The sequence below is a fragment of the Bacillus sp. AY3-1 genome, assembly GCF_008368785.1.
GTDB lineage: Bacteria > Bacillota > Bacilli > Bacillales > Bacillaceae_G > Bacillus_A > Bacillus_A wiedmannii.
The window spans coordinates 1-4,376 of the sequence record NZ_QORZ01000050.1; the positions used below are offsets into that span (position 1 = coordinate 1).

3 protein-coding genes are annotated in these 4,376 nt (G+C 34.3%); all 3 read left to right on the forward strand.

The window, feature by feature from the left end; genetic code table 11:
- Window positions 1-459 precede the first annotated feature (459 nt).
- From DN389_RS28180 to DN389_RS28190, 3 genes are read left to right on the forward strand one after another with little or no spacing between them, the layout of a single operon-like run.
- On the forward strand, window positions 460-2,007 hold the full coding sequence (locus DN389_RS28180) for a spore germination protein (RefSeq protein WP_098190948.1): 1,548 nt from the start codon (window positions 460-462) through the stop codon (window positions 2,005-2,007).
- 26 nt (window positions 2,008-2,033) lie between these two features.
- The gene (locus tag DN389_RS28185; protein ID WP_098190949.1) at window positions 2,034-3,137 is read left to right on the forward strand and encodes a spore germination protein; all 1,104 of its coding nucleotides are present in this window, start codon (window positions 2,034-2,036) and stop codon (window positions 3,135-3,137) included.
- Window positions 3,134-4,327 (forward strand): Ger(x)C family spore germination protein, encoded by a 1,194-nt coding sequence (locus DN389_RS28190; RefSeq protein ID WP_098190950.1) that lies wholly within the window; start codon window positions 3,134-3,136, stop codon window positions 4,325-4,327. The genes DN389_RS28185 and DN389_RS28190 overlap by 4 nt, the downstream gene beginning before the upstream one ends.
- The last annotated feature ends 49 nt before the right edge of the window (window positions 4,328-4,376 follow it).

Sequence of the window (4,376 nt, forward strand, 5' to 3'; positions counted from 1 at the left end):
ATATATAAATACATAGTAAGTTGAATTTAAAAAAAGATGCTATCTTCTAGCATCTTTTTTTCTTTAAGAGGAAATATCATTGATACTTATAATATTTAAAATTCAAATGTGGGCATATAAATAAGGGAAAAGGAGATAATATCTAACAAATTATAATTGGAAATGGTATTTTAGGTCAGAAATGTTTTTATACTAACTAGCTTATTGGTACTAAATAAGCATAATGTCTCGCTTTTCTGCTCTTTAATCTTATATTTATTTTTTATTAAGTACATACCGTTCTTTAGAAATCTCAATCTTAGCAGAGTATATAAAGTGGGTGATAAAAATGTGGAACATAATTACTTCTTATCTTCCAGATTGGAAAGTCTTTGTACAAGCTTTTATCTTGTTTTTAATTCCGTATACTATCTCAAGATTTTTTCATTGGGTCCGTATGTCAGAGAAAGAGTGGGAAGAATGAGTTGGTGGAAGTCAAGAGACAAACAAGTGAAAAAAGAGCATAAACCTTCTCAAAATGCAACCGTTCATTTCACGAATGATTTTGCTTCTAACTTAGAACTTATAAAGCAACAAATCGGGCATAATTCTGATGTTCGCTTTCGGAAGTTTAATATTGGACGCACAGATATTCAGGCTGGAATCATTTTTGTTGATGGTCTATCAGATAAAGAGATAATTGACAAACATATTATGAAATTACTAATGGATGATTTTTCTGAAGAATATAAAAATGAATCTTCTTATGTGGAGGGGACTGTTTCAAAAGAATATATTAAAAATAAAGTTCTTACAATTAGTGAAGTAGCAGAAGTCCATTACATAAAAGATTTGATATCCAAAGTATTGATAGGTTCAACAGCTCTTTTAATTGATGGTTTAGCAGATGTGTTTATTCTTGGTACAACAAAAGCAAATAAACGAAACATTGAAGAACCAGTATCGGAGGCATTAGTCAGAGGTCCACGGGTGGGTTTTACTGAAGTATTAAGTGATAATACCTCACTTTTGCGACGACATTGTGCGGATGAGAACTTATCATTAGTAAAGCTACCAGTAGGAGAACGTGCAAAGAAAGAGCTAGTTGTCGCATTTATTAAAGATCTTGCTAGTACAGAATTGGTGGAAGAAATAAGAAATAGAATTCAGAAAATTGATATAGACAGTGTACTCGAATCTGGTTATATAGAGCAACTCATTGAAGATAATTATCTCAGTCCTTTTCCGCAGATTCAAAATACAGAACGACCTGATCGTGTTATTAGTGCTTTGATGGAAGGCCGAGTAGCGATTTTGTTAGATGGAACACCATTTGTTTTGATTGCTCCAGTTACATTTAGTATGCTGCTGCAATCACCAGAAGATTATTATGAACGGTGGATTCCTGGTACGCTTCTCCGCTTATTACGCTTCATGACAGCTTTTGTTTCATTATTTGCTCCAGCACTGTATATTTCTTTTATTTCATTTCATCCAGGACTAATTCCCACCAAGCTAGCTATTTCTATTATCGGATCGCGAGAAGGAGTTCCTTTTCCTGCTTTAATAGAAGCGTTGATTATGGAAGTAGCTATCGAAGTTTTACGAGAAGCAGGTTTACGTCTGCCTAAACCAATTGGACCTGCAATGGGAATTGTGGGCGGATTAATAATTGGTCAGGCTGCCGTAGAAGCAGGAATCGTTAGCCCAATAATGGTTATTGTTGTTGCGGTAACAGCTATTTCTTCTTTTACTATCCCACAATATAGTGTGGGAATTACGTTACGCATTCTTCGTTTTGTAGCTATGTTTTGTGCTGCGATATTTGGCTTGTATGGAGTTATTCTCTTCTTTCTTTTACTTTGCAGTCATTTAGTGAAACTGAAAAGTTTTGGCGTTCCTTATACGAGCCCTGCTGTTCCGTATCGATTTAGTGACTGGAAAGATTTTATGGTTCGCATGCCATTAAAAATAATGAGGCGTCGACCAAAAATAATGCATACAAAAAAAACGATCCGCAAAAGGTAGCTGATGACGAAAGGAAGTGGCCTTCAGTGATTACTAAACCTCAAGACCGAATAACAACTTCGCAAGCAGTTGTTATTATTGTAAATTACATACTTGGAACAGGGATTCTCACTCTGCCCAGAGCATCTGTGGAAAAAGTGAAAACACCAGATGTATGGCTAAGTGTGATATTAGGTGGAATACTCGCAATGGTTTCAGGAGTAATCATGGTCAAATTAAGTCAACAATTTCCAGAAAAAACCTTTTATCAATACAGTCAAGAAATTGTAGGGAAATGGATAGGCAGATTACTTAGTTTACTTATTATAGGTTATTTTCTTACAACCTCAGCTTTTCAAATTCGTTCAATGGCAGAAGTAATAAGCTTTTTTTTGCTCGAAGGAACTCCTACATGGGCTATTATTATGCCTTTTATGTGGATAGGTCTCTATTTGATTATGAGTGGTATTAACTCAATTGCACGGATGTTTGAAATAATATTTCCTATTACTGTTTTTATTTTTTTACTCATTTCCTTTATGAGTATCGGAATATTTGAGATAGATAATCTCCGTCCCGTATTGGGTTTTGGGATTAAACCAGTGTTAGATGGGATAAAAACAACGTCTCTCGCATATACAGGTCCTGAAATTATGCTAATTCTTTTGGTATTTATGGAACAACCAAATAAAGCAGTAAAAGCCATTCTAGTTGGAATTTCAATTCCGTTAATCTTTTATGTAATAACTGTTGTAATAGTCATTGGTGCCTTATCGATTGACGGAGTTGTAACAAGAACATGGCCGACAATTGACCTTATGCGCAGTTTTGAAATTTCTGGTTTGATATTTGAACGTTTTGAGTCTTTATTACTTGTAATATGGATTATGCAAATATTTGCTACCTATACGATTAGTTATTATGCAGCTGCCTTAGGGTTAGCGCAACTCTTTAAAAAGAGTATTCATCTGTTTATTTTTGCTTTGATTCCAATTATTTATATTATAGCTATGACTTCGAAAAATATAAATCATTTGCTTAAATTGGGGGAGATGCTCGGTAATGCGGCTTTATTTTTATTTGGTTTACTGCCACTGCTCCTTTTCCTTCTCCTTCTTATTATTAAGCGATTAAAAGGAGGAGTAGCATGAAAAATAGATTTAATTGTATACGGTTCTATTTGGCTTTGTTATCGATGCTGGTGCTCCTATTTTTAACAGGATGTTGGAGCAGTAAAGAAATAGAAGAGTTGAGTTTAACTGCAGGTATAGCACTAGATAAAGGGAAGGATTCAACAATTGAGAAAGAGGATGAGGAAGGAGGGTATCCAAAAAGAAACCTTATAACAGCTACTTATCAAATTGTTAGTTCGCAAGCGCAAAGTAAAGGAAATGGACAACAAAAACGTTATATAAATGTTTCTGAGACCGGTGACTCCATTCATCAAATTGTTCGTGAGTTTTCATTGAAAAGAGAAAGCACAATGTTCAGTCCACATTTAAAAAACATTGTTATTAGTGATAGTCTTTTACATACATACAGTTTAGAACAATTACTTGAACAGTATCTCCGTGACAATGAGGTTCGGCTTAGCTGTATGATCTTAATTAGCAAGGGTCTAGCGAGGGAGGTACTGGAATCAAAAAAAAACGGAGAAATCCCAGCATTTCGTTTGTCTGGAATTGCAGATAATCGAAATAGAACAACAAGGATTTTACCTCCTATATCGCTCGCTAAATTAGGAGGAAAGATGCGGTCAGGATCCAGTTTTCTTTTACAAAATGTGATCTCGATAAATGGGGAAACAAAATTTGCAGGAGCTGCTGTAATTAAAGGGAAGACAAAAAAGTTGATGGGCTTTTTAAATGAACAGGAATTGGAAGGATTAGTATGGATAAACGGAAAAAGGAATGGTGGTGTGGTAAAAACTTTTGATAAAGAATCAAAGAAACTCATTATATACGAAATAAAGTCAATAAAAAGTAAAATCATACCACATGTTAACGGAGATAAGATTTCTTTTGATGTAAACATTGAGTCAGAAGGGCGTTTGTCTGAAAATTGGATGCAATCAGGAAAAGATTTTGAAAATGAATTTTTAAAAAGGGAAGAAAAAGCTGTTGAAAAAGAAGTAAAGCACTTGATACATCATGTTACAGAAAAAATGCAAAAAAAATATCAAGTCGATATTGCAGGCTTTGGCAACCAATTAAGAATTAAAAACCCAAGAACATGGGAGGAAGTCAAAAAAGATTGGGATCGAACATTTAGTAAGGTACCGATTAAATATCATGTAAATGTAACTATACAAGATTATGGGGCGTCAAGTTTGAAAAGGTAAGACGTCTGAATTGACATTATATTTACACCAAAACAAAAAGTTACAAAAA